General features: G+C 71.3%; 18 protein-coding genes and 1 riboswitch. Of the genes, 12 read left to right on the forward strand and 6 right to left on the reverse strand.

Annotated elements, in window-relative coordinates; translation table 11 throughout:
• The first annotated feature begins 3 nt into the window (after nt 1-3).
• On the forward strand, nt 4-1743 hold the full coding sequence (locus ADK67_RS09150) for an aminotransferase class V-fold PLP-dependent enzyme (protein WP_053716078.1): 1740 nt from the start codon (nt 4-6) through the stop codon (nt 1741-1743).
• A gap of 244 nt (nt 1744-1987) precedes the next feature.
• Here ADK67_RS09150 and srmL read toward each other — a convergent pair whose 3' ends face one another.
• Complete coding sequence (gene srmL / locus ADK67_RS09155) at nt 1988-3025, reverse strand: PheS-related mystery ligase SrmL (RefSeq protein ID WP_053715965.1); 1038 nt, start codon at nt 3023-3025, stop codon at nt 1988-1990.
• Nucleotides 3026-3207: 182 nt separating this feature from the next.
• Here srmL and ADK67_RS09160 point away from each other — a divergent pair, with 182 nt between their 5' ends.
• From ADK67_RS09160 to cobM, 3 genes are read left to right on the forward strand one after another with little or no spacing between them, the layout of a single operon-like run.
• On the forward strand, nt 3208-3594 hold the full coding sequence (locus ADK67_RS09160; RefSeq protein WP_053715966.1) for a pyridoxamine 5'-phosphate oxidase family protein: 387 nt from the start codon (nt 3208-3210) through the stop codon (nt 3592-3594).
• A complete protein-coding gene (locus ADK67_RS09165; protein WP_053715967.1) occupies nt 3591-4745 on the forward strand; it encodes a bifunctional cobalt-precorrin-7 (C(5))-methyltransferase/cobalt-precorrin-6B (C(15))-methyltransferase in 1155 nt (384 codons plus the stop codon). The genes ADK67_RS09160 and ADK67_RS09165 overlap by 4 nt, the downstream gene beginning before the upstream one ends.
• Nucleotides 4742-5485, forward strand: coding sequence for a precorrin-4 C(11)-methyltransferase (cobM, locus tag ADK67_RS09170; RefSeq protein WP_053715968.1), 744 nt, complete (start codon nt 4742-4744; stop codon nt 5483-5485). The genes ADK67_RS09165 and cobM overlap by 4 nt, the downstream gene beginning before the upstream one ends.
• 176 nt (nt 5486-5661) lie before the next feature.
• Here cobM and ADK67_RS09175 read toward each other — a convergent pair whose 3' ends face one another.
• Nucleotides 5662-6720 carry a cobalt-precorrin-5B (C(1))-methyltransferase gene (locus tag ADK67_RS09175; RefSeq protein WP_053715969.1) on the reverse strand — a complete coding sequence of 353 codons (1059 nt, stop codon included), beginning with the start codon at nt 6718-6720 and terminating at the stop codon, nt 5662-5664.
• Between the two features lie 20 nt (nt 6721-6740).
• On the opposite strand from ADK67_RS09175, the gene ADK67_RS09180 reads away from it, so the two are divergent.
• Nucleotides 6741-7448, forward strand: a complete 708-nt coding sequence (locus tag ADK67_RS09180; RefSeq protein WP_053715970.1) for a cobalt-precorrin-6A reductase — start codon at nt 6741-6743, stop codon at nt 7446-7448.
• Here ADK67_RS09180 and cobJ read toward each other — a convergent pair.
• From cobJ to ADK67_RS09195, 3 genes are read right to left on the reverse strand one after another with little or no spacing between them, the layout of a single operon-like run.
• Nucleotides 7423-8880, reverse strand: coding sequence for a precorrin-3B C(17)-methyltransferase (gene cobJ / locus ADK67_RS09185; RefSeq protein ID WP_053715971.1), 1458 nt, complete (start codon nt 8878-8880; stop codon nt 7423-7425). The two genes, ADK67_RS09180 and cobJ, sit on opposite strands and share 26 nt — an antisense overlap.
• On the reverse strand, nt 8877-9503 hold the full coding sequence (locus ADK67_RS09190; protein WP_053715972.1) for a precorrin-8X methylmutase: 627 nt from the start codon (nt 9501-9503) through the stop codon (nt 8877-8879). The genes cobJ and ADK67_RS09190 overlap by 4 nt, the downstream gene beginning before the upstream one ends.
• Nucleotides 9500-10510, reverse strand: coding sequence for a hypothetical protein (locus ADK67_RS09195; RefSeq protein WP_053715973.1), 1011 nt, complete (start codon nt 10508-10510; stop codon nt 9500-9502). Before ADK67_RS09195 ends, ADK67_RS09190 begins: the two co-directional genes overlap by 4 nt.
• Nucleotides 10511-10521: 11 nt before the next feature.
• Nucleotides 10522-10651: riboswitch (cobalamin riboswitch) on the forward strand.
• Between the two features lie 34 nt (nt 10652-10685).
• On the opposite strand from ADK67_RS09195, the gene cobN reads away from it, so the two are divergent.
• From cobN to ADK67_RS09235, 7 genes are all read left to right on the forward strand, one after another.
• On the forward strand, nt 10686-14252 hold the full coding sequence (gene cobN / locus ADK67_RS09200; protein ID WP_053715974.1) for a cobaltochelatase subunit CobN: 3567 nt from the start codon (nt 10686-10688) through the stop codon (nt 14250-14252).
• A gap of 554 nt (nt 14253-14806) precedes the next feature.
• On the forward strand, nt 14807-16093 hold the full coding sequence (locus ADK67_RS09205) for an extracellular solute-binding protein (RefSeq protein ID WP_053715975.1): 1287 nt from the start codon (nt 14807-14809) through the stop codon (nt 16091-16093).
• The gene (locus ADK67_RS09210) at nt 16093-17097 is read left to right on the forward strand and encodes a carbohydrate ABC transporter permease (protein ID WP_082403322.1); all 1005 of its coding nucleotides are present in this window, start codon (nt 16093-16095) and stop codon (nt 17095-17097) included. The genes ADK67_RS09205 and ADK67_RS09210 overlap by 1 nt, the downstream gene beginning before the upstream one ends.
• On the forward strand, nt 17097-17996 hold the full coding sequence (locus ADK67_RS09215) for a carbohydrate ABC transporter permease (protein ID WP_082403323.1): 900 nt from the start codon (nt 17097-17099) through the stop codon (nt 17994-17996). Before ADK67_RS09210 ends, ADK67_RS09215 begins: the two co-directional genes overlap by 1 nt.
• An 11-nt stretch (nt 17997-18007) precedes the next feature.
• Nucleotides 18008-19408, forward strand: coding sequence for a GH1 family beta-glucosidase (locus ADK67_RS09220; RefSeq protein ID WP_082403337.1), 1401 nt, complete (start codon nt 18008-18010; stop codon nt 19406-19408).
• Nucleotides 19405-20436, forward strand: a complete 1032-nt coding sequence (locus tag ADK67_RS09225) for a LacI family DNA-binding transcriptional regulator (RefSeq protein ID WP_053715977.1) — start codon at nt 19405-19407, stop codon at nt 20434-20436. Before ADK67_RS09220 ends, ADK67_RS09225 begins: the two co-directional genes overlap by 4 nt.
• A gap of 332 nt (nt 20437-20768) precedes the next feature.
• Nucleotides 20769-23576, forward strand: coding sequence for a cellulose binding domain-containing protein (locus ADK67_RS09235; RefSeq protein ID WP_082403324.1), 2808 nt, complete (start codon nt 20769-20771; stop codon nt 23574-23576).
• A 7-nt stretch (nt 23577-23583) separates the two neighbouring features.
• On the opposite strand, the gene ADK67_RS50625 is transcribed toward ADK67_RS09235, so the two are convergent.
• Entirely contained in the window at nt 23584-23970 is a 387-nt protein-coding gene (locus ADK67_RS50625) for a LapA family protein (protein WP_231648088.1), read from the reverse strand.
• Nucleotides 23971-23999: the final 29 nt, after the last annotated feature.

A 23999-nucleotide genomic window follows, 5' to 3' on the forward strand; every position in this document is an offset into this window, starting at 1 on the left:
GTCATGCGCATCCCGTCGTCCTACCTCGTCCAGTTCCGCGAGCCGGAGGGGTACCTGGACTTCGCCCGGTTCGGGCCGCCGTCGTTCGCCGTGGTGGACGCCTCCACGCGGCTGGTGGAGGCGTCGGTGTCGGCCGGGCCGTCCACGGTGGACGACCTGATGCGGCAGGAGCTGCGCGCGAAGGCGGCGGTGGCCCGGCTGTGCCGCGGTGACACCGACCACGTGACGCTGCTGCCGAACACGAGCACCGGCCTGTTCCAGGCGGCGCTGTCGGTGACCGGCGAGGTGCTGGTGTCGTCGGGGGAGTTCCCGGCGAACACCTACCCGTGGGCGCGGTCGCCGTCCGTGGACGTGTCGTGGCTGCCCGCCGGACCGGTGACGGCCGACGTGGTGCGGGCGGCGTTGACGCCTCGCACGACCGCCGTGTCCGTGAGCGCGGTGGACTTCCGCACCGGCTACCGGGCGGACCTGGCGGCGTTGCGGGAGGTGGTCGGCGACCGGCTGCTGATCGTGGACGGCATCCAGGGCTTCGGGGTGGTCGACGAGCCGTGGGAAGTGGCCGACGTGCTGGTGGTCGGCGGGCAGAAGTGGTTGCGCGCGGGGTGGTCGACCGGGTTCATGACGTTGTCCGACCGGGCACTGAGCAGGCTGGACCCCGTGCTGTCGGGGTGGACGGGCGCGGAGGACCCCGGGTTGTTCGACAACGGCATCCACCGCGTCGGCGAAGGGGCGGGAGGGTGGTCGATCACCAACCTGAGCCCGATCGCGTCGGGTGCGTTGGCGGCGGCGTTGGAGCTGGTGGAGGTGGCGGGGGTTGAGGCTATTGGGGCGAGGATTGTTGAACGATCCGACGAACTGGTCGAGGTGATCCGTGCGGCCGGCGGGGAGGTTGTGTCGGCGTTGGACCGGCGTGCGGGCATTGTCGCGTTCACGCTGCCCGATCACCCGCCGTCGGTGATCGGCGCGGCGCTGGTGGACGCGGGCGTGACGGCGACGGTGCGGCCGGAGCACGTTCGCCTGTCGCCGCACGCCTCCACCACGCCGGACACGATCGCCCGCTTCGCCGCGGCGTTGAAGGAGATTCGCAGGCCGGTCGTGGTCGAGGCGCCGGCGCCGGTTCCGTCGGTGACGTCCGAGGTGCTCACCGCGTTGGTGCCGACGGTGAACAGCCTGGCTGCGGCGTTGGGGCCGGGCACCGAGGTGGTGCTGCACGACCTCGGTGCGCTGCCCAACTCGATCATCGCCATCGCGGGGGACCTCACCGGTCGGAAGGTCGGTGGGCCGATGACGGACCTGCTGCTCGGCTTGGTCCGGCGTGGTACGACGCAGGACTTGGCGGGGTACGAGACGTATGCGCCGGATGGGCGGGTGATTCGGTCGTCGACGGTGTTTTTGCGTGATGCCGAGGGGGTGGCGGTCGGTTGTTTGTGCGTGAACAGCGATCCGGGGCCGAATCGACGGCCGGATCAGGTGGAGGCGGCGGTGTCGGGGATGTCGGTGGGGGCGGCGGTGGAGGCGTTTCCCGGTGATGTCGACACCCTCCAGCGTCTGTTGGTCGAACGCGCTGTGACAGCGGTCGGGGTGCCTGTGGAGCTGATGAAGAAGTCGCACAAGTCCCAGGTGGTGCGGGTGCTGGACGAGGCGGGTCTGTTTCTGATCCGCGACTCGATCGATTACCTGGCGGGTGTGTTGGGCGTGACCCGGTACACGATCTACAACTACCTCAACGAGATCAGGGGCTGATCACGGGTCGAGCGCACCCTCGTGCGGCTCGGTGGTTGAGTTCCGTCCGGTGGTCTCGCTCAAGTCCGGCCCGATTTGACATGGGGCCCTTACGGGCACTCCAGGCAGGCCAAAGCCGGCAGGCCCGGCGGGGTAAAGCGTCCCGCCAGGCCTGCCGGCTTCGACCAGCCAGCCTAAAGCACCCGAACCCATGTCAAATCGGGCCTCTGCGGTGGGGTTGCGGGTCCGTTGTGGTGCGGCTGGCTCAGCTGTAGAGGGGTTGATTGCCCTCGTGAACGGCGGCGTGGGCGGTGTTGCGGGCGGTGTTGGCTTCGTTGTCGGTGAGGGTTCGGGTTGGGTGGCGCAGGGTTAGGCGTAGGAGGACGTTCTTCTGGTGTCGGTGGGCGCCGAGGCGTTCGATGGCGAGCGGGGGCAGGGTGGAGATCGGGGTTTCGCTGACGATGGTGACCTCCTCCACCAGGTTGCCCACGGCGGCGCGTACGAGGTCGCCGATCGTCTCGTTGTCGGCGTCTGCGGCGACCGCCACCGAGATGTCCCGTGTGATCGGTGGGTGCTTGGACACCGGGTGGTACGGGGTCAGGTCCAGCAGTTGGGTGGCGACGCGCGGGTCGTTCGAGGACAGCAGGCGGATGTTCGGGATGCCCTTGCGCAGCATCAGCAGGCGGTCGAGGCCGATGCCGAGGGCAAGGCCGTGCACGTCGTCGGGCAGCCACGCGCGGCGCAGGACGTGCCTTGCTGCCAGGCCGCACTCGGCGACCTCCAGCCACTCGCCGTCCACGAGCACGTCCACTTGGCGTCCCTCGGTGGTGTAGGGGTGGGTCGCGGGCGTGGTCCGGTAGGGCAGGCCGGGCACGGCGGTGGTGATCACGGTGTCGATCAGCTCGTCCAGCTCGGCGCGGTGGTGGGAGATCCGCCACAGGTCGAGTTGGTGCGGTGTGCCCGAGTGGACCCGGTCCACCGCGTCACGGCGGTACACCATCCCGACGCACGCCAGCAGCACGTCGTCCCAGCCGTCCTCCGTGCCGAGCAGCCGCAACGCGGGCGGCACCATCGCTGTGGTGTGGCTGCGGAGCATGCGGTTCTCGCTGGTGTAGCGCGTGTGGCGGGCGTCGCGGGTGATGGCGTCGGGAGGGTAGCCCAGCGCGGTGTAGTTGTCGTCGACCGACACCTCCGGGTGGTCGCGCAGCACGCGCGGCTCACCCGGCAGGGCGGCGAGGATCTCGTCTACCAGCAGTTGCATGGCGTGCGGCCCGTACGTGGGGTCGCTGAGGTCGCGAGGCATCCTGGGTGGTCCCTTCGAGGTGGTGGACATCGGCCGGAGGGATCCCCCGAGCCGGTCCGCCACCGGGACCACGTGAACTAGCGCACGTCGCAGGCCCCAGTGACCGGGTCTCCCGGCCGGGGGCGGCTAAATCGGCGCGTCACGTTTTCCACGATAGCCCGCGCGTGCCGCATGATGCACGCATGTTGTCGAGCAAGGGCGAGGACTTCCGCGCATTCTGGACCGAGCGCCACCTGTGCACGCTGACCACGATCCGCCCGGACGGCACGCCGCACGTGGTGCCGGTCGGCGTTACGTTGGACGTGGAGACGGCCACCGCCAGGGTGATCACCTCGGGTGGATCGCACAAGGCGCGGCAGATCCTCGCGGCGGGCACGGCTCCGGTAGCCGTGTGCCAAGTGGACGGACGTCGGTGGTCGACGCTGGAGGGGCGCGCGGTCGTCCGCCGGGAGCCGGAGGTGGTCCGGGACGCCGAGCGGCGGTACGCCGACCGCTACCGCACGCCCCGGCCCAACCCGGAACGCGTGGTGATCGAGATCGCCGTCACCCGGGTCCTGGGGACGGTGTGAGCGTCACCGTCATCGGGATCGGGGCCGACGGCTGGGCCGGCCTGCCGCCCGCGTCGCGGCACGAGATCGCGTCGTGCGAGGTGCTGATGGGCAGTTCCCGCCAACTGGACCTGGTGCCGCTCGACCACGGGGTCGAACGGGTGCCGTGGCCGTCGCCGCTGGTCCCGGCCTTGCCCGGGCTGCTGGCCCGGTTCGCCGGACGGCGGGTGGGGGTGCTGGCCAGCGGCGACCCGATGTTCCACGGCATCGGCTCCACCCTGGTCCGGCTGCTGGGCGCCGACCAGGTCCGGGTCGTGCCGCACCCGTCGTCGGTGTCGTTGGCGTGCGCCCGCCTGGGGTGGGCGTTGCACGACGTGGACGTGGTGAGCCTGGTCGGCAAGCCCGCCGCGCTCGTCGTGCCGCACCTGCACCCCGGACGGCGGGTGCTCGTGCTCGGTGGCGACCCGCGCGAGGTCGCGGCGTTGGCGCCGCACGCGCGGCTGACCGTGCTGGAGCAGTTGGGCGGGCCGGGGGAGCGGGTCCACCACTCGCTCGACGACGCCGACCCGTTGCACGTGCTCGCGGTCGAGTGCGGCGCGGACGGCGCGTCGTCCGCACCGGGCAGGCCGGATGAGGCGTACGAGCACGACGGGCAGCTGACCAAGCGTGAGGTGCGGGCGGTGACGTTGGCGTTGCTCGCGCCGCGTCCCGGTGAGCTGCTGTGGGACGTGGGCGCGGGCGCGGGCAGCGTCGCGATCGAGTGGTGCCGGACCCACCCGAGCTGTCGGGCCGTCGCGGTGGAGCGGGATGCGGAGCGCGCCGCGCGGATCACGCGGAACGCGACGACGGCGGGCGTGCCGGGCATCGAGGTCGTCGTCGGCTCGTCGCCCGGAGTGCTGGACCTGGAGGCACCCGACGCCGTGTTCATCGGTGGTGGCCTGACCGCCGACGGTGTGGTCGAGCGCTGCTGGGACGCGCTGAAACCCGGCGGGCGGCTGGTGGCCAACGCCGTCACGCTGGAGTCGGAGGCCGTGCTGACGCGGTGGCGCGGCCGGCTGGGCGGCGACCTGACCAGGATCGAGGTGAGCCGGGCGACCGCGATCGGCGGCTTCACCGGCTGGCGCCCGCAGATGCCCGTGACCACGTGGGCAGTGACCAAGGAGAACGCGTGACCGTCCACTTCATCGGCGCCGGGCCCGGCGCGGCCGACCTGCTGACCCTGCGGGCGGCGCGGCTCATCGCCGAGTCCCCGGTCTGCCTCTACGCGGGCGCGCTGGTGCCGGTCGAGGTCCTGGAGCACTGCCCGCCGGACGTGCGCCTGGTGGACACCGCGAACCTGGACCTGGACCAGATCACGACCGAGCTGGCCGCCGCGCACGCCGCCGGCCAGGACGTGGCCCGCCTGCACTCCGGCGACCCGTCGGTGTTCAGCGCGATGGCCGAGCAGATGCGCCGCCTGGACGCCCTGGGCATCGCGTACGACGTGACGCCGGGCGTGCCCGCGTTCGCCGCCGCCGCCGCGTCGCTCAACCGGGAGCTGACCGTGCCGGGCGTCGGCCAGACCGTGATCCTGACCCGCACGTCGGCCCGCGCCACCCCCATGCCGCCGGGGGAGGACTTGGCGTCGCTCGGCCGGTCCGGCGCGACGCTCGTGCTGCACCTGGCCGTGCAGCGGATCGACGAGGTGGTCGCCGACCTGCTGCCGAACTACGGCCCGGACTGCCCGGTCGCCGTGGTCGCGCGCGCCAGCCGGCACGACGAGCTGGTCCTGCGCGGCGCCCTCGCCGACATCGCCGACCAGGTGCGGGCCGCCGGCGTGAAGCGCACCGCCGTCATCGTCGTCGGCAAGGTCCTGACCGCGGAGGGCTTCCCGGACAGCCACCTCTACTCCACCACCCGCAGCCGGTCATGACCGCGCGCCCAGCGCTTCGGCGGTGGCCCGGTCCGCCGGGAAGCACGACTCGATCGCGATCTCCTCGAGCGTGATGTCGACCGCGGTGCCGAACGTGGCGACCGTGGTGGTGAAGCTCAGCTCGTGCCCCCGGTGCCCGACGAGGAGGAGGTCGCGAACGGCATGTTCTGACCGGCTCAGGCCCGGCCGACGACGGTGCCCGCGCGGTCGATGACGATCACGTCCACGGTGACCGGCGCGCCGCGCAGCACGTCGTCCGCCGTCGCCTTGGCCTTCGCCGCCACCAGGTCGCCCAGCGGCACGCCCGCCGCCTGGCACACTTGCAGCGCCCCGAGCGCCGTGTTGGCCTCCGTGACCGCCCCGGCCAGCGCCGGGTCGTCCACGAGGGACGCCAGGAAGCCCAGGTTCACTTGCGAACGCCCAGAGTGGAGGTCGAGGTGCCCGTCCGCCAGCTTGGACAGCTTGCCGATCCCGCCCGCGACGGTCAGCCGGGGCACGGGGTGGCGGCGCAGGTACTTCAACACCGCGCCGGCGAAGTCGCCCATGTCCAGCAACGCGTCCTCCGGCAGCCCGTGCAGCGCCGCCGCGACCTTCTCCGACGTGCTGCCGGTGCACCCGGCCACGTGCTCGTACCCCTGCGCCCGCGCCACGTCGATGCCGCGCCGGATGCTGTCGATCCACGCCGAGCACGAGTACGGCACCACGATCCCCGTCGTGCCCAGGATGGACAGCCCGCCCAGGATCCCCAGCCGGGGGTTCCACGTCTTGCGCGCCAACTCCTCGCCGTGCTCGACCGAGATCGACACCACCACGTCGCCGGTGCCGCCGTGCGCCGCGCCCACCCGCGCGATGTGCTCGCGCATCATCTGCCGCGGCACGGGGTTGATCGCCGGCTCGCCGACCGCCAGCGGCAGGCCCGGCTTCGTCACCGTGCCCACGCCCGGCCCTGCCTCGAACACCACACCGCTGCCCGGCGCGCCGTGCCGGACGGTGGACCCGACCAGCGCGAGGTGCGTGACGTCGGGGTCGTCGCCCGCGTCCTTCACGATCGCGGCGAACGCCCGGTCGCCGGCCAGCTCCTCGCGGGCCAGCGCGAACGACGGCGTCTGACCCTTCGGCAGCACGATCCCGACCGGGTCGGGGAACTCGCCGGTGAGCAACGCCGTGTACGCCGCCGTGGTGGCGGCGGTGGCGCAGGCGCCGGTGGTCCAGCCGAAGCGCAGGTTCGTGCTCACGAGGACAGGATGCAACAGCCGTGAAGACCGTGCTGGTACTGGGTGGCACGGGCGAGGCCCGTGAGCTGGCTCAGCAGCTCACCGGCCTGCGGGTGATCTCGTCGCTGGCCGGCCGGGTGGCCGACCCGAAGCTGCCCGACGGCGAGGTGCGCGTCGGCGGCTTCGGCGGTGTCGACGGGCTGATCGCCTACCTGCGGGCCGAGCACGTCGACGCCGTCGTGGACGCGACGCACCCGTTCGCCGACCGCATCACCGCCAACGCCCTCGCCGCCACCACCGCGACCGGCACGCCGTTCCTCGTGCTGCGCCGCCCCGGCTGGCCGCCCGAGGACGGCTGGCGGTACGTGGACAGCGTCGCCGAAGCCGCCGCACTCGTCGCCGGCCGCCGGGCGTTCATCACCACCGGCCGCCAGGAGCTGGCCGCGTTCACCAGCGGTGTGGCGCGCACGGTCGACCCGCCCGATCCGCCGAACCCGCGCCTCGACCTCGTCCTGGACCGCGGACCGTACACAGTGGACGGTGAGCTGCGGCTGATGCGCGAGCACCGGGTCGAGGTACTGGTCACCAAGGACAGCGGCGGCCCGATGACAGCGGCCAAGCTGACCGCGGCCCGTCACCTCGGGCTACCGGTCGTCGTCGTGCGCCGGCCACCGCCACCGCCCGCGCCGCTGGTGGAGACGGTGGCCGAGGCCGTCGACTGGCTCACCCGGGGTAGCGGCGCGGGGTGAACACCGTGCCACGCGCGCTGACCCGCGTCTGGGACGACCCGATCAGCAGCAGGCACCGCATGTCCACAGTGGACGCGTCCAGGTCGGCCAGCCGCACCACCCGCACGGACTCCTCCGGGCCGCCGACGTCACGCCCGACGACCACCGGCGTGTCGGGGGAGCGGTGCCGCAGCAGCAGGTCACGCGCCTTCTCCACCTGCCACGTGCGGCTGCGCGAGGCCGGGTTGTAGACCGCCAGCACGAGGTCGGCCCGCGCCGCCGCCTCCAGCCGCTCCTCGATCACGTCCCACGGCTTGAGCCGGTCGGACAACGACACCACGCAGTAGTCGTGCCCCAGCGGCGCGCCGACCCGGCTCGCCACCGCGTGCGCCGCGGTCAAGCCCGGCAGCACGGTCACCGGCACGTCCGCGAACTGCTCCTCGGTCGCCACCTCCAGCACCGCGCTGGCCATCGCGAACACGCCGGGGTCGCCCGACGACACCACCGCGACCCGCCGTCCCCGCTTGGCCAGGTCCAGCGCGAACGCCGCCCGTTCGGCCTCGACCTTGTTGTCCGAGGCGTGCCGCCGCTGCCGCGGGTTCACCGGCACCCGGTTCAGGTAGGTCACGTACCCGACCAGGTCGTCGGCCTCCGCCAACGCCCGCCGCGCCTCCGGCGTCAACCACTCTGGTCCCGCCGGGCCCAGCCCCACGACCACGACCTGACCTTCACCGGTCGGACGGACCACGGGCTTGCTCGGCAGCAACGCCAACGAGAAGTACGGCACACCCTCGGCGTCCACTTCGGACAGCGGCGCGGTCCGCTGAGCCCCGGTCGTCGCCCGTTCCACGTACCAGGCCTCGTCCAGCCGGCCCGCGCGCGCCAACGCCTCCCGCACCTGCGGGAACGTCCGCCCCAGCTTCATGATCGCCACCGGGTCGCCGCCGGCCAGGTGCTCCACCAGCGCGTCCGCCGACAACGTCCCCGGCAGCACGGTCAGCACCTCGTCCCGCTCCACCAGCGGCCGGCCGATCACCGCCGCGCCCGCGCTCACCGACGTCACGCCGGGCACGACCTCGGCCTCGTACCGGTGCGCCAACCGCTTGTGCAGGTGCATGTACGAGCCGTAGAAGAACGGGTCGCCCGCCGCCAGCACCACCACCGTGCGCCCGGCGTCCAGGTGCGCGGCCAACCGCGCCGCGCACTCCTCGTAGAACGCGTCGATCTCGCCCTGGTAGTCGTCGGAGTCCTCGGTCGTGACGGGGTAGACCAGCTGCTCCTCGACCTGCCCGTCCCGCAGGTACGGCGCGGCGATCTTGCGCGCCACGCTCCGCCCGTGCCGCGCGCTGTGGAAGACGACGACGTCCGCCTCGCCGATCAGCCGCGCCGCCTTGACGGTCACCAGCTCCGGGTCGCCCGGACCCACCCCGACCCCGTACAGCTTGCCCGTCATTCTTCCTCGCTCGCGATCGCGTTGAGCGCCGCCGCGGTCATGGCGCTGCCGCCACGCCGCCCGCGCACGACCAGGTGCTCCAACCCCAGACCGTTGTCCGCCAACGCGTCCTTCGACTCCGCCGCGCCGATGAACCCCACCGGCACGCCCAGCACGGCGGCGGGCCGCGGCGCGCCGTCCGCGATCATGTCCAGGAGGTGGAACAACGCGGTCGGCGCGTTGCCGATGGCGACCACCGCGCCGTCCAGCCTGTCCCGCCACAGCTCCAGTGCCGCCGCGCTGCGCGTGGTGCCCATGTCCGCCGCCAGCCCCGGCACGCGCGGGTCGCCCAACGTGCAGACGACCTCGTTGTCCGCCGGCAGCCGACGCCGCGTCACGCCCGCCGCGACCATCTGCGCGTCGCACAGGATCGGCGCCCCGGCCACCAACGCCGCCCGCGCGTCACGCACCACGTGCGGCGAGAAGTCGACGTCCGACACCAGGTCGACCATCCCGCAGGCGTGGATCATGCGCACCACCACCCGGGACACGTCCGACGGGAACCGCGCCAGGTCTGCCTCGGCGCGGATGGTGGCGAAGGAACGGCGGTAGATCTCCGCGCCGTCCTTGACGTAGCTGGTCACCTGATCTCCTCGTACCCGTCGCCGGTCGCGACGAACTCCACCACGTCACCGGCCGGCCGCCCGCACCGGCGTGCGCAGCCCGACCAGTGCACCCGACCCGGTGTGGTCCGGGTGTCGAGCCAGCGCGTCGCGTCCGCGCGCACGTCGGCCAACGACTTCGCGCACCCCGGCCGCCCGGTGCACGCGCTGACGCCGTGCCACGGCGAGTCCGGCGACGTGAACAGGCCGCTGGTATCGCTCCCGGACGGCAGCACCACGCTGCGCCACGGCGTGAGCCGCACCGGCACGCCGGCCAGGAGCCGTGCGTCCCACCGCCCGAACGGCACGCCCGCCACGACCACCGAACCGTGCGCGCCGGGTGCGACGGGCGTCACACCCGGCTCGATCTTCACAGAACCGGGGACGCCCAACGCCTCCGTGATCTTCCGCACACCGCCGTCCACTTCGGACAGCCGCCACGCGTCGCCGCGCAGCTCGCCGAACAGCCGTGCGGCGGTCACCACGGCGTCGACCGGATCGGTCACGCGGAGCCCGGAATCCCGCCCGGCCAGGAACAACGCGTCACCGACGAGCCCGATGTCACCCGACAGGCCGCTCACCGCGCTACCCACCGTGACCAGGAAACGCCCTGGCAGGGACGCCGCCTCCGGCACCGCGCACAACGCCGCGTCGATGGCGTCGACCAGCGCCTGGTTGTCCTCCAACGGCGCGGCGACGATGTTCCGCATCCGCTCGTGGGTCCGCGACGGCAGCAGGCCGACGGCGGCCACCCGGGCGCCCAGCTCGTGCTCCGCGCCCGGCGCCAGGCCCCTGATCTGCACGTTCGCCCGCGAGGTCAGCTCGAGGAACCCGTCGCCCAGCTCCAGCGCGGCGGCACGCAGCGCGTCGACCTGCACCGCGGTCAACGTCCCACCGGGCACCCGCACGCGCGCCAACCCGCCGTCGGCGGCCTGGTGCACGTCGACGGCGCCGGGGCAGGCGTCGGGGTGAGTTCGATCCGCGGGCATGGACTGGATGCTAACTGCCGTTAGGGTGACCTCCGAACGGCGAAGCAGCAGGAGGAAGCCGGTGTGAATCCGGCGCGGTCCCGCCACTGTGACCGGGGAGCACCCCGGGAGTCAGGAACTCCGCTCGCCGTCCCCTACGACCGGGGCGAGGACCCCCGAGGGATGGAGCCCGCACGTGATCCTGCTGTTGTCGACCTCCGACACGGACCTGCTGTCCGCCCGGGCCAGCGGCGCCGACTACCGCCTGGCCAACCCCGCCCGCACCGCCGTGGACGACCTCCCGGCGCTGGTGGAGGGCGTCGACCTGGTGGTCGTGCGCATCCTCGGCGGTCGCCGGATGTGGGAGGAAGGGCTGGACTGGCTGCTCGCCCGCGGCCTGCCGGTCGTCGTGCTGGGCGGTGAGCAGCACCCCGACGCGCCGCTGATGGAGCTGTCGACCGTGCCCGGCGGCGTCTGCGCCGAGGCGCACGCGTACCTGGCGCACGGCGGCGCGGTGAACCTCGCCCAGCTGCACCACTTCCTGTCCGACACGGTGCTGCTCACCGGCAACGGCTTCGCGCCGCCCGAGCCGACGCCCACCTGGGGCCTGCTGGAACGGCAGGACGCGGTCGACGGCCCGACCGTCGCCGTCCTGTACTACCGCGCCCACCACGTGGCCGGGAACACGGCGTTCGTGCACGCGCTGTGCGACGCGATCGTGGCCAAGGGCGGCCGTCCGCTGCCGGTCTACTGCGCCTCCCTCCGCACGGCGGACGCGGAGCTGCTGGCCGTGCTGGGACAGGCCGACGCCCTGGTGGTGACCGTGCTCGCGGCCGGCGGCACCAAGCCCGCCGCCGCGTCCGCCGGCGGTGACGACGACGCGTGGGACGTGGGCGCGCTGGCCGCGCTCGACGTGCCGATCCTCCAGGCGCTGTGCCTGACGAGCAGCCGCGCGTCGTGGGACGAGAACGACGACGGACTGTCCCCTTTGGACACCGCGACCCAGGTCGCGATCCCGGAGTTCGACGGCCGGATCATCACGGTGCCGTTCTCGTTCAAGGAGGTCGACGAGGACGGCCTCACCGTGTACGTCGCCGACGAGGAGCGCGCGGCCCGGGTCGCGGGCATCGCCGTGCGCCACGGCAGGCTGCGCCACATCCCGCCGGCCGACCGGCGCGTCGCGGTGATGCTGTCGGCGTACCCGACCAAGCACTCCCGCATCGGCAACGCGGTCGGCCTGGACACCCCGGCCAGCGTCGTGCGGCTGCTCGCCGCGATGCGGGAGCACGGCTACGACATCGGCGACGAGCTGCCCGGCGTGGCCGACCTCGACGGCGACGCGTTGATCCACGCCCTCATCGCGGCCGGCGGCCAGGACGCCGACTGGCTCACCGAGGAGCAGCTCCAGGGCAACCCCGTCCGGCTGCCGGCGGCCCGGTACCGGCAGTGGTACGCCACCCTGCCCGCCGACACCCGGGAGGAGATGGAGCGGCACTGGGGCGAGGCGCCCGGCGAGCTGTTCGTGGACCGGTCGCGCGACCGGGACGGCGAGATCGTGCTGGCCGCGTTGCGCTCGGGCAACGTCGTGGTCATGGTGCAGCCGCCGCGGGGGTTCGGCGAGAACCCCATCGCGATCTACCACGACCCGGACCTGCCGCCGAGCCACCACTACCTCGCCGCCTACCGCTGGCTGGAGGACGAGTTCGGCGCCGACGCCGTGGTGCACGTGGGCAAGCACGGCAACCTGGAGTGGCTGCCCGGCAAGACCGTCGGCCTGTCGGCGGGCTGCGGGCCGGACGCGGCGCTGGGCGACCTGCCGCTGATCTACCCGTTCCTGGTCAACGACCCGGGCGAGGGCACGCAGGCGAAGCGCCGGGCGCACGCCACCCTGGTCGACCACCTCGTGCCGCCGATGGCCAGGGCCGACAGCTACGGCGACATCGCCCGGCTGGAGCAGCTGCTCGACGAGCACGGCAACATCGCCGCGATGGACCCGGCCAAGCTGCCGGCGATCCGCGCCCAGATCTGGACCCTCATCCAGGCCGCCAAGCTCGACCACGACCTGGGCCTGGCCGACCGGCCGCACGACGCGGAGTTCGACGAGCTGATCCTGCACGTCGACGGCTGGCTGTGCGAGGTCAAGGACGTCCAGATCCGCGACGGCCTGCACGTGCTCGGCGCGGCGCCCACCGGCGAGGCCAGGGTCAACCTCGTGCTGTCGATCCTGCAGGCCAAGCAGATGTGGGCGGGCCAGGTCGCCGCCCTGCCCGGCCTGCGCGAGGCGCTGGGCCTGACCGAGTCCGGCAACGACCGGACGGCCACCGACCGGGTCGAGGAACGGGCCCGCGCGCTCGTCCAGGCCATGGAAGACGCCAATTGGGACGTCAACGCGGCCCGGTCGCTCACCGACGACGAGGACGTGGCGCGGATCCTGGAGTTCGCCGCGCTGGAGGTCGTGCCCCGGCTGGCCCGCACCACGGACGAGCTGACCAACGTGCTGCACGCCCTGGACGGCGGCTACGTCCCGGCCGGTCCGAGCGGCTCGCCGCTGCGCGGCCTGGTGAACGTGCTGCCGACCGGCCGCAACTTCTACTCGGTCGACCCCAAGGCGGTGCCGTCCCGCCTGGCCTGGGAGACCGGCCAGGCCATGGCAGACTCGCTGCTGGAGCGCTACCGGGCGGACACGGGGGAGTGGCCGCCGTCGGTGGGCCTGTCGGTCTGGGGCACCAGCGCGATGCGCACGGCGGGTGACGACATCGCCGAGGTGCTGGCGCTGCTCGGCGTGCGGCCCCAATGGGACGACCAGTCCCGTCGGGTGACCGGTCTGGAAGCGATCCCGCTCGCCGAGTTGAACCGGCCGCGAATCGACGTCACGGTCCGGATCAGCGGCTTCTTCCGCGACGCATTCCCGCACGTGGTGGCACTGCTCGACGACGCGGTGCGACTGGTCGCGAACTTGGACGAGTCGGCCTCGGACAACTACGTCCGGGCGCACGCCCAAGCCGATCTCGCGCAGCACAACGACCCGCGCCGCGCGACAATGCGGATCTTCGGCAGCAAACCGGGCGCGTACGGCGCCGGCCTGCTCCCGCTCATCGACAGCCGCAACTGGCGCGACGACGCCGATCTGGCCGAGGTGTACGCGGTGTGGGGCGGCTACGCCTACGGCCGTGAACTCGACGGAGTCGAAGCGCGGCCCGCCATGGAGAGCGCCTACAAGCGCATCGCGGTCGCGGCGAAGAACATCGACACGCGTGAACACGACATCGCCGATTCCGACGACTACTTCCAATACCACGGCGGAATGATCGCGACCGTGCGCGCGCTCACCGGTAAAGCGCCCGCCGCTTATGTCGGCGACAGCACGCGGCCCGATGCCGTGCGCACGAGAACGCTGAACGAGGAGACGAACCGGATCTTCCGCGCCCGCGTGGTCAACCCGAGGTGGTTGGCCGCGATGCGCAAGCACGGGTACAAGGGCGCGTTCGAACTCGCGGCGACCGTCGACTACCTGTTCGGCTACGACGCCACCACCGGCGTGGTCGCCGACTGGATGTACGAGCAGCTCGCGGCGAGCTACGTGCTGGACCCGGTGAACCGGGAGTTCCTGGCCAAGTCCAACCCGTGGGCGCTGCACGGCATCTCCGAACGGCTCCTGGAAGCGGCCGAACGGGGTATGTGGGAGCACCCGGAGGCCGAGACTTTGGAAGCGCTGCGAATGGCCTACCTGGAAACCGAGGGTGATCTGGAGGACGGCCGCTGAGCCGCCACACCACCCGTGCGTGATCTATAACGTCGTGGCAACACGGCGATCATGAGGGGTACCCCTATATTCGGACGGCCCGCGCGCGTGACGAAACGGCCCCGTGAATCATTGGTTCCGAATGGACGCGGCGGCGCGCGGCGCGGGGTCGTCCGGAGGTGACTCGGCCGGCCGGTGATCACCACCCGGTCGGCCGACTCGCGACCCGTCCGGACGACTCGGCGCGCCACTGTCCGCGACTCGCGGTGTGGCGGTGCCGGACAGCCGCGCACTTCCGGTGCAGACTGGTGGCGGGAGAGTGGGTTCGCGACTCGTGAATCTTTTCCGGGCGGGGGCCGCGGAGATGAACCGAGCGTGTCCGACCGGTCTACGAACAGTGCCTGAACGGACCACCGGACACACCGCTAGCAGAATCGGTCCAGCAGGGCAAACGTCGCAACGTCGGTAACAGCGCGGACACGGGAGCTTGACACAACTCCGTGGCGCGAACCACACTCCCCCAAAACCTGGGAGCGCTCCCAGAACGTTCACCGCCGATCAACTGAGGAGTTCTCGTGCGCTACCGTCGAGCAGGCTTGGCCAAAGTCCTGGCCTGCACCGCAGTGCTTGCCGCAGTCGCCACGGCCTGTGGCTCGGGAGGGTCCGGCACATCGCCTGATGGCAAGGTCGAGCTGACCATCGCGACCTTCAACGAGTTCGGCTACGAAGAGCTCCTCAAGGAGTACGAGGCCGCGAACCCGAACGTCAAGGTCACGCAGCGCAAGACCGGCCAGGGCGCGCCGCACCACCAGAACCTGTTCACCAAGCTGGGCGCGGGCTCCGGCCTCGCCGACGTCGAAGCCGTCGAAGAGGGCTTCCTGAGCCAGGTCATGGCCAAGTCCGGCCAGTTCGAGGACCTGAAGGAGATCGGCCCGAAGGACGTCCGCGAGGACCGCTGGCTGCAGTGGAAGGTCGACGCGGTCACGACCAAGGACAACAAGCTCATCGGCTACGGCACGGACATCGGCCCGCTGGCCATGTGCTACCGCAAGGACCTGTTCGAGGCCGCGAAGCTGCCGTCCGACCCCGAGGGCGTGAAGGCCCTGTTCGCGACCTGGGACTCGTACTTCGCCGCCGGTGACGCCTACGTCAAGGCGACCGGCAAGCCGTGGTTCGACTCGGCCGCGCAGATCTTCAACCCGATGCACAACCAGGCCGAGACCGGCTACTTCGACCGCGACGACAAGCTCGTGATCGAGACCAACGACGACAAGAAGATCTGGGACCAGATCACCGCCGCGGTCGCGGGCGGCCAGTCGGCGAAGCTCGCCGCGTGGAGCCCGGAGTGGCAGACCGGCTTCAAGGAGTCGGCGTTCGCCACCAAGACCTGCCCGTCCTGGATGCTGGGTGTCATCGAGGGCAACGCCGGTCCCGACCACAAGGGCAAGTGGGCCGTCACCGCGGCGTTCCCCGGTGGCGGCGGCAACTGGGGCGGCTCGTACCTGACCGTCCCGAAGCAGGGCAAGAACAAGGCCGAGGCCGCCAAGCTGGCCGCGTGGCTGACCGCTCCGGAGCAGCAGATCAAGGCGTTCAAGGCCAAGGGCACCTTCCCGAGCCAGACCGAGGCCCTGATCTCCCCCGAGCTGCTGAACCAGACCAGCGAGTACTTCGGCGGCGAGAAGGTCGGCATGCTGTTCGCCGAGCAGGCCAACAAGGTCGCGGCGGCCCAGTACAAGGGCCCGCAGGACGGCGAGATCCAGGACAACGTGGTCTCCCCGGCGCTGGCCTCGGTCGAGCAGGGCACGTCGCCTGACGAGGCGTGGGCGAAGGTCATCGAGGGAGCCAAGAAGGCTGCCAAGTAATGACGACCGAGCTTTCGGTCGCGCGCGGGCGGGGCGCCGAGCCCCGCCCGCCGCGGCGCGACGACAACGATGACATCGGTCCGGCGAAGCTGAGCTGGCGTTACCGCCTGACGCGCCTGGACGTGAAGTTCTCGCCGTACGTGTACATCGCCCCGTTCTTCATCCTCTTCGCGGTGGTGGGCCTGTTCCCGCTGCTCTACACGGCCTACATCTCCCTGTTCGAGTGGGAGCTGGGAGCGGACGAGCAGCCGTTCATCGGCGTCGAGAACTACACCAACCTGTTGGCCGACTCGCAGTTCTGGAACGCGATGGTCAACACGTTCAGCATCTTCGCGATCTCGACGATCCCGCAGGTCATCATCGCGGTGCTGCTGGCCGTGCTGCTCAACACCGCCCTGCGCGGTCGCACCGGCTGGCGGATGGGCGTGCTGCTGCCCTACGTGGCCAGCCTCGTCGCGCTGACCATCATCTTCGGCGACCTGTTCGGCGTGCAGTACGGCAGCATCAACGACGTCATCGAGCTGTTCGGCTTCGAGCGGATCGACTGGCAGGCCGACCGCTGGTGGAGCCACGTGGCCATCGCCACCATGGTGAACTGGCGCTGGACGGGCTACAACGCCCTGATCGTGCTGGCCGCCATGCAGGCCATCCCGCGCGACGTCTACGAGGCGGCCTGGGTCGACGGCGCGAGCAAGGTGCGCCAGTTCCTCAGCATCACGCTGCCGATGCTGCGCCCGACCCTGATCTTCGTGATCGTCACGTCGACCATCGGCGGTCTGCAGATCTTCACCGAGCCGTTGCTGTTCTCGCCCTCGGCGGGCGCCAACGGCGGCGCGACCAACCAGTACCAGACGGTCGTGCTCTACATGTACCAAGCAGGCTTCCAAAGCCAGGACCTCGGCTACGCCTCGGCGATGGCCTGGGTCCTGTTCATCGTCATCATCGCGATCGCGGGGATCAACTTCCTGCTCACCCGCAGGCTCGCGTCCAGTGGGGAGGCGTGATGGCCACCATCACCGATCGCCCGGCGCCGAGCGCGACCGGGACCAAGCCCGCCAAGCGGAAGCGCTCGAAGGCCGTGTCGCTCGCCGACCGGCGCCCGAGCTTCGTCGTCTACGGGATCCTGATCGCCTTCATCCTGGGCTCGGCGTTCCCGTTCTACTGGTCGTTCCTGGTGGCCAGCCACGACGACGCGACGTTCACCAAGGACTCGCCGATGTTGCCGGGCGGGAACTTCTTCCAGAACGCGAGCCGCGTGCTGGACACGATCCCGTTCTGGAAGGCGCTGGGCAACAGCATCATCGTCTCCGGCACGGTCACCCTCTCCGTGGTGGTGCTCTCGACGCTGGCCGGCTTCGCGTTCGCCAAGCTGCGGTTCAAGGGCCGCGGTCCGCTGATGGTGTTCGTGGTCGCCACGCTCGCCGTGCCCACGCAGCTCGGCATCATCCCGCTGTACATGGTGATGGCGGAGTACGGCTGGTCCGGCACCCTCGGCGCGGTCATCGTCCCCAACCTGGTGACCGCGTTCGGCGTGTTCTGGATGCGCCAGTACATCGCCGACGCCGTGCCGGACGAGCTGATCGAGGCGGCCCGCATGGACGGGTGCAGCATGATCCGCACGTTCTGGCACGTGTGCCTGCCCGCGGTGCGCCCGGCCGCCGCCATGCTGGGCATCTTCACGTTCATGATGTCGTGGAACGACTTCCTCTGGCCGCTGATCGTGCTCAACGCGGACAACCCGACGATGCAGGTCGCCCTGGAGAAGTTGCAGAGCGGCTACTACGTCGACAAAACGCTCGTGCTCGCCGGGACCACGATGGCCACGGTCCCGATTCTAATCGTCTTCCTCGTACTCGGTCGGCAGATCGTCGCCGGGATCATGCAGGGTGCTGTGAAGGGGTAGCTGTGGAGTCGATTTCCTTTCCCGAGGGATTCGTGTGGGGCGCCGCGACAGCGGCGTTCCAGATCGAAGGCGCGACCACCGCGGACGGTCGCACCGCGTCCATCTGGGACACGTTCTGCCGGCTTCCGGGCGCGGTGGTGGGCGGTGACACGGGTGACCCCGCCGCCGACCACTACCACCGCGTGGACGAGGACGTCCAGCTGATGGTCGACCTCGGGCTGCACGCCTACCGGTTCTCCACCGCGTGGCCGCGCATCCGCCCGGACGCCGGTCCGGTCAACCAACCCGGCCTGGACTTCTACTCGCGGCTGGTCGACAAGCTGCTCGAGAACAACATCACCCCGTGGCTGACCCTCTACCACTGGGACCTCCCGCAGACGCTGGAGGACGAAGGCGGCTGGGCCAACCGGGACACCGCGTACCGCTTCGCGGAGTACGCCGAGTCCGTCGTCGGCGCGCTCGGCGACCGGGTGGACAACTGGACCACGCTCAACGAGCCGTGGTGCTCGTCGCTGCTCAGCTACGCCGCCGGCGTGCACGCGCCCGGCCGCCAGGAGCCGGAGGCCGCCGTCGCGGCCGTGCACCACCTGCTGCTGGCGCACGGCTTGGCCACCGCGGTGATCCGCGACCAGGCGCCGAACGCCAAGATCGGCATCACGCTCAACATGTACCCGATCATCCCGGCGGACCCGGAGGACCCGGCCGACCTCGACGCCGCGCGCCGGCTCGACGGCCTGCAGAACCGGATCTTCCTGGACCCGCTGTTCAAGGGCGAGTACCCGGCGGACATCGTGGAGGACCTGGAGCCGTACGGCTTCTCCAAGCACATCCGCGAGAACGACCTGGAGATCATCTCCGCGCCGCTCGACCAGCTGGGCGTCAACTACTACGCCGAGCACTTCGTCAGCAGCACGCCGGAGCCCGAGGCCCCGGTCCAGACCAACGGGCGTCGCCCGACCGGGTCACCGTGGGTGGGCGCGGAGCACGTGTCGTTCCCCAGCCGCGGCCTGCCGCGCACCGACATGGACTGGGAGGTGCAGCCGGACGGCCTGTTCAAGGTCCTCCTGCGGGTGCACCAGGACTACCCCAGCATCCCGCTGTACGTCACCGAGAACGGCGCGGCCTACGTCGACTCCGTCGGCGACGACGGCTCGGTGAACGACCCCGAGCGCCTCGGTTACATCGAGTCGCACCTCAGGGCGGCCCACGCGGCCATCGAGGCGGGTGTCGACCTGCGCGGTTACTTCGCGTGGTCGCTCATGGACAACTTCGAATGGGCCGAGGGCTACGCCAAGCGGTTCGGGATCGTGCATGTCGACTACGAGACCCAGGTGCGGACGCCTAAGATGAGTGCCATGTGGTACTCGCAGGTTGCCCGTGGCAACGTTCTCGCGGCGACGGTCGCTCCGTGACAGATGCCGTTGACCCGCCCAAGGCGCGACGACCCAACACCCGGCTCGAGGAGGTCGCTCGGGCAGCCGGGGTGTCGAAGTCGACCGTCTCCCGGGTGATCAACGGCGAGCCGTACGTCAGCTCCAGGGCGCGTGAAGCCGTCCACCAGGCCATCGGCAAGCTCGGGTACAGCCCGAACCAGGCGGCCCGAACGCTCGCGGGCAGCCGGGCCAACTGCATCGCCATGGTCGTGTCCGAGCAGGGCAGCCGGGTGCTGAACGACCCGTTCTTCGCCGGTGTGCTGCGCGGTGTGCACGCCGAGCTCGCGGGCAAGCGGGTCCAGCTCGTCCTCATGATGAGCAAGGAGGGCGACGAGCAGGACCTGGTGAACTACCTCTGCGGTGGCCACGTGGACGGCGTGCTGGTGATCAGCCTGCACGGCCAGGACCCGCTGCCCCGCACGCTCGCCGACGCGGGCCTGCCGACCGTGGTCTGCGGCAGGCCCCTCGGCGCCGGCGGAGTGCCCTATGTGGACTCGGACAACTTCAACGGCGCCATGGAAGCGGCTCGCTACCTGGTCGCACGGGGCCACAAGCGCATCGGCACCATCGCCGGCCCCAGGGACATGGCCGTCGGCATGGACCGCCTCTCCGGCTGGAAGCGCGGGCTCAGCCAGGCCAGGGTCGACACCGGCCTGGTCGCGTACGGCGACTTCACGCCGGAGAGCGGCGCCGCCGCCATGGCCGACCTGCTCCAGCAGGCCCCGGACCTGGACGCGGTGTTCGTCGGCGCGGACATCATGGCGCTCGGCGCGTTGCAGACCCTGCACGCGCACGGCAAGAGGGTGCCCGACGACGTCGCCGTGGTCGGCTTCGACGACCTGATGATCGCCTCCACCGCGGTGCCGCCGCTGACCACGATCCGGCAGGACGTGGAGCAGCTGGGGCGCACGATGACGTGGCGGCTCATGGCGGAGCTGGCCGGCGAGGAGAACCTCCCGCCGTTCCTGCTCCTCCCGACCGCGATGGTCACCCGTTCGAGCGCCTGAGTCGATCTCGAACGACACGCAGCGACCCGGGCCCCACGGTCCGGGTCGCTGCGTTTTCGAATCGATTCGACCCGTCTTTCGACGTGTTCGACGCGACCCGGCGCGCCCGAACCCACACTTCACTCGGATGGCGTAGCGCGGACCCTTGCCGTCAGTCGATCAGCCTGGCTACGGTCCAATCCTGCCCGATCTGGGAGCGCTCCCAGGCCAGTGGCGCCGCGTGTTCGGACCGCACGACCGCAAGACCCCTGACTTCCAGAGCCAGGGGGGAGGCGGATCCCTCTCGCCCACCGCCTCCTCCCACCCCTTCCGGCGCAAAGGAGCGCAGCACGATGGCCCGACCCATCCCGCCCACGGCGGCAGTCGCCGCGCCCGGCTCGCCCCGTCGGCAGCGCGGGAGTGGCGTCGCGAAGCGGCTCGGCGCGTTGGCCGCCGCGGCCGTCGCCGCGCTCGGCGTGGTGCTGGTGACCGCGGCGGGCAGCCCCGCGGCCGAACCCACCGACCTCACCGCCGCGGGCATCGTGCAGCCGCACGACTGGCGCAACGTGGAGATCGCGGGCGGCGGGTTCGTGCCGGGCATCGTGTTCAGCCCCGCGGAGAAGGACCTGATCTACGCGCGCACCGACATCGGCGGCGCGTACCGGTGGAACCAGGCCACGGGCCGGTGGATCCCGCTGCTCGACTGGGTCGGCTGGGACAAGTGGGGCTACAACGGCGTCGCGAGCATCGCGCCCGACCCGAAGGACGCCGACAAGGTCTACGCCGCCGTCGGCATGTACACCAACAGCTGGGACCCGAACAACGGCGCCATCCTGCGCTCGGCGGACCGCGGCGCCACCTGGCAGCGCACCGAGCTGCCGTTCAAGGTCGGCGGCAACATGCCCGGCCGCGGCATGGGCGAGCGGTTGTCCGTCGACCCGAACGACGGCCGGGTGCTGTACTTCGGCGCGCCGAGCGGCAAGGGCCTGTGGCGCAGCACCGACAGCGGCGTCACCTGGTCGCAGGTCGCGAGCTTCCCCAACCCCGGCAACTACGTCGCCGACCCGAACGACACCAACGGCTACGCCAACGACATCCAGGGCGTGGTCTGGGTGACCTACGACCCGCGGTCGTCGGCGGCGGGCAGCCCCAGCAAGACGATCTACGTCGGCGTCGCCGACAAGGAGAACACCGTCTACCGCAGCACGGACGCGGGCGCGACGTGGACCAGGCTGGCCGGCCAGCCCACCGGCTACATCGCCCACCAGGGCGAGCTGGACACCGAGGGCGGCTTCCTCTACCTGGCGACCAGCGACACCGGCGGCCCGTACGACGGCGGCAAGGGCGACGTGTGGAAGTACAACACCGCCACCGGCGCGTGGAGCCAGATCAGCCCCATCCCGTCCAGCAGCTCCGACGCCTACTTCGGCTACAGCGGCCTGACCATCGACCGGCAGGACCCGGACACGCTGATGGTCGCCACCCAGATCTCCTGGTGGCCGGACATCATCATCTTCCGCAGCACCGACGGCGGCGCGACGTGGACGCGGGCGTGGGACTACACGAGCTACCCCAACCGCAGCTTCCGCTACAAGATGGACATCAGCTCCTCGCCGTGGCTGAGCTGGGGCGCGAACCCGCAGCCGCCGGAGACCACGCCCAAGCTGGGCTGGATGGTCGAGTCGCTGGAGATCGACCCGTTCGACTCCAACCGGATGATGTACGGCACGGGCGCGACCGTCTACGGCACCACCGACCTGCTGAAGTGGGACGACGGCGGCCAGATCACGATCAAGCCGACCGCCGCGGGGCTGGAGGAGACCGCGGTGCTCGACCTGATCAGCCCGCCCGCGGGCGCGCCGCTGATCAGCGGCCTCGGCGACATCGGCGGGTTCCGGCACGACGACCTCACCAAGGTGCCGGCGTTGATGTTCCAGCAGCCCAACTTCACCACGACCACCAGCCTGGACTACGCCGAGAAGAACCCGTCGGTGATCGTCAGGTCCGGCAACGTGGACGGCTCGCCGCACGTGGCGTTCTCCACCGACGGCGGCTCGAACTGGTTCGCGGGCTCGGAACCGGGCGGCGTCACCGGCGGCGGCACGGTCGCGGCGGCGGCGGACGGCTCCCGCTTCGTGTGGAGCCCGGCGGGCGCGGCCGTGCACCACTCGGTGGGCTTCGGCAACACGTGGACGCCGTCCACCGGCATCCCGGCGGGCGCCGTGGTCGAGTCCGACCGGGTCAACCCGAACAAGTTCTACGGTCTGGCCGCGGGCAGGCTCTACACCAGCACCGACGGCGGCGCGACGTTCACCGCCGGCCCCGAGGTGGCGGCGACCAAGCTCAAGGCCGTGCCGGGACACGAGGGCGACCTCTGGCTGACCGGCGACGGCCTGTTCCGGTCCATCGACTCCGGCGTCACGGTCCGCAAGAACAAGTGGGTCACCAAGGCCGTCAGCGTCGGGTTCGGCAAGGCCGCCGAGGGCAAGACCTACCCGGCCATGTACACCGTGCTGGCCTTCGAGGACGGCCGGCTGGGCGTCTACCGGATGGAGGGCTTCGGCTTCGACGGCCTGGCCGCGGGCTTCGTGCACATCAACACCGGGGTGAACCAGCAGTTCGGCAACATGGGCGAGGCGATCACCGGCGACCCGCGCGTCTACGGGCGCGTCTACCTGGGCACCAACGGCCGGGGCATCCTCGTCGCCGACCCGAGCGGCGGCATCTCGACCACGGAGCCGTTCACCACGACCACCACCCCGACGACGACCTCGTCGAGCACGACGTCGTCGAGCACCACCACGACCACCACTGGGTCGACCACCGTCACCGATCAGCCGCCACCCGGCTGCACGGTGCAGTACCGGGTCGTCAGCCAGTGGGGAGGAGGCTTCACCGGGTCGGTGAAGATCACCAACCGGGGTTCCGGCATCAACGGCTGGAACCTTGGCTGGTCGTTCGCGAACGGCCAGCGGATCACCAACAGTTGGAACGGCAAGGTGTCGCAGAGCGGCCCCGCCGTGACGGTGACCAACGAGGGCTGGAACGGGACCATCGGAGCGGGTGGCTCGGTGGACTTCGGATTCCAGGCGAGCTGGCAGGGCAGCAACGTCGCACCCACCGGCTTCACGCTGAACGGCAGGTCCTGTTCCACGAGCTGAGGACGGCTCAGCGCAGCCCTCGTTTTGCCTGGCGGCGCAGCTGCATTATCCGGGCTGCGCCGACCAGGGCCACCAGGATCGCCCCGGCGATCGCCGCGAACAGCAGCGCCACGCCGAGCGGCAGCGTGCCCGCCGCGCCGAGGAAGTGGATCGTGGCGTCGGCGAGGTTCTGCAGGATGAACACCAGCAGCACGATCAGCACCACGATCGAGGCCAGCACGGCGACCCACGTGCCGCTGATCCTGGTCGGCTTCAGCTTGGCCTGCGTGCCGGTCTGCCGCTCCGGCGCGCCGGTGACCGAGGGTTCGACGGCGCCCGACCCCGTCCCGCGAGCGTCCGGGAACGCGCTGGTCGGCACGGCTTCGGTGCGGTCGTCGTCACGCGGCGTGGTCACGCGGTGATTATCTGCCCGCCCGCGCCCGC

The sequence above is a fragment of the Saccharothrix sp. NRRL B-16348 genome, assembly GCF_001280085.1.
Lineage (GTDB): Bacteria > Actinomycetota > Actinomycetes > Mycobacteriales > Pseudonocardiaceae > Actinosynnema.

Coding starts and splice junctions, on each gene's coding strand:
- ADK67_RS09215 (WP_082403323.1), top strand. CDS start 17,097: ATGGCCACCATCACCGATCGCCCGGCGCCGAGCGCGACCGGGACCAAG.
- ADK67_RS09195 (WP_053715973.1), bottom strand. CDS start 10,510: ATGCCCGCGGATCGAACTCACCCCGACGCCTGCCCCGGCGCCGTCGAC.
- cobJ (WP_053715971.1), bottom strand. CDS start 8,880: ATGACGGGCAAGCTGTACGGGGTCGGGGTGGGTCCGGGCGACCCGGAG.
- ADK67_RS09210 (WP_082403322.1), top strand. CDS start 16,093: ATGACGACCGAGCTTTCGGTCGCGCGCGGGCGGGGCGCCGAGCCCCGC.
- ADK67_RS09235 (WP_082403324.1), top strand. CDS start 20,769: ATGGCCCGACCCATCCCGCCCACGGCGGCAGTCGCCGCGCCCGGCTCG.
- ADK67_RS09160 (WP_053715966.1), top strand. CDS start 3,208: ATGTTGTCGAGCAAGGGCGAGGACTTCCGCGCATTCTGGACCGAGCGC.
- srmL (WP_053715965.1), bottom strand. CDS start 3,025: ATGCCTCGCGACCTCAGCGACCCCACGTACGGGCCGCACGCCATGCAA.
- ADK67_RS09150 (WP_053716078.1), top strand. CDS start 4: ATGCGCATCCCGTCGTCCTACCTCGTCCAGTTCCGCGAGCCGGAGGGG.